Here is a 1,104-nt window from a genome sequence, read left to right on the forward strand (position 1 = left end):
TAAGTAGATGTTCATAATTATTTCACATATAATAAAACTGTCGTATCTTCGCATCATACAAAATATAGATGCGAATGAAAATCACGATATTACCATTGACAGAATCCGAGCGGAAAGCACTCTCTTTTGGTTTCCGCAACGGCGAGAGCCATTGTTTTCGCATGCGTTGTCGCGCTGTATTGCTCAAATCAGAAGGTTTAAGTTCCGTCCGTGTGGGAGAGCAGACAGAAATGACGGCCCAAAGTGTCAATGGCTGGGTGAAGCGATTCATAGAGGATGGAGTCCAAGGATTGCACACCCGTCCGGGGCAAGGTCGCAAGCCCATCATGGACTGTTCGGACGAGGAAGCAGTCCGCAAAGCCATCGAATCAGACCGACAAAGTGTTCGTGCTGCCAAGGAAGCCTGGCAACAATCTTCGGGAAAAGAAGCGAGCGAACTGACTTTCAGGCGTTTTTTATCCGCCTTGGCGCAAGATATAGACGTATAAGAAAACGTCCAAGGGGTATTCCCTCGCCGCAACTCTACGCGTATAAGACCCAGAAGTTGCAAGAACTTGAAACGCTTTATGCAAAGGGAGAGATCAATCTCTTCTATGGCGATGAATCCCATGTTTGTACTGAAGGCTACGTTCCTTACGGATGGCAGTTTCCGGGAGAAAACATATATATTCCTTCGGAAAGAGCCAAAAGGCTCAATATCTTTGGGATGACCAGTCGTGACAACAGCTTCGAAGGCTTCTGCACAAGTGAGCCTATTGATGCCACGAAGATTGCCGATTTCCTCGAACAGCTCTCCTTCGGACTCGATAAAAAGACATTTGTCGTACTCGACAATGCAAGCGTGCACAGAAACACAATAATCCGACAGAGGCGACCCATCTGGGAAAAGCGAGGACTCTTTATCTTCTACATTCCTCCCTATTCTCCCCATTTGAACATTATAGAAACCCTCTGGAGGGTAATGAAAGGAAAATGGATTAGACCACAAGACTATACCTGTGCTGATACGCTCTTCTACGCAACCAACAGGGTGTTGGCCGCAATAGGGAAAGGGCTGAGAATTAACTATGCGCATAATGCTGCTTAATTATGAAAAGTTACTTA

At 46.0% G+C, this 1,104-nt stretch carries 2 protein-coding genes; both read left to right on the top strand.

Features of this window, described 5'->3' with window-relative positions:
• Positions 1 to 74: 74 nt before the first annotated feature.
• Positions 75 to 488, top strand: a complete 414-nt coding sequence (locus D0T87_RS24325; RefSeq protein ID WP_203558773.1) for a helix-turn-helix domain-containing protein — start codon at positions 75 to 77, stop codon at positions 486 to 488.
• Positions 458 to 1,087: an IS630 family transposase gene (locus tag D0T87_RS24330; protein WP_370526968.1), complete on the top strand. Its 630-nt coding sequence runs from the start codon at positions 458 to 460 to the stop codon at positions 1,085 to 1,087. The genes D0T87_RS24325 and D0T87_RS24330 overlap by 31 nt, the downstream gene beginning before the upstream one ends.
• The last annotated feature ends 17 nt before the right edge of the window (positions 1,088 to 1,104 follow it).

Source organism: Bacteroides sp. 51 (assembly GCF_010500965.1).
Lineage (GTDB): Bacteria > Bacteroidota > Bacteroidia > Bacteroidales > Bacteroidaceae > Bacteroides.

What these genes read in the sequence shown, in the direction of transcription:
- D0T87_RS24325 (WP_203558773.1), top strand. Translation starts at nt 75, where the DNA reads ATGAAAATCACGATATTACCATTGACAGAATCCGAGCGGAAAGCACTC.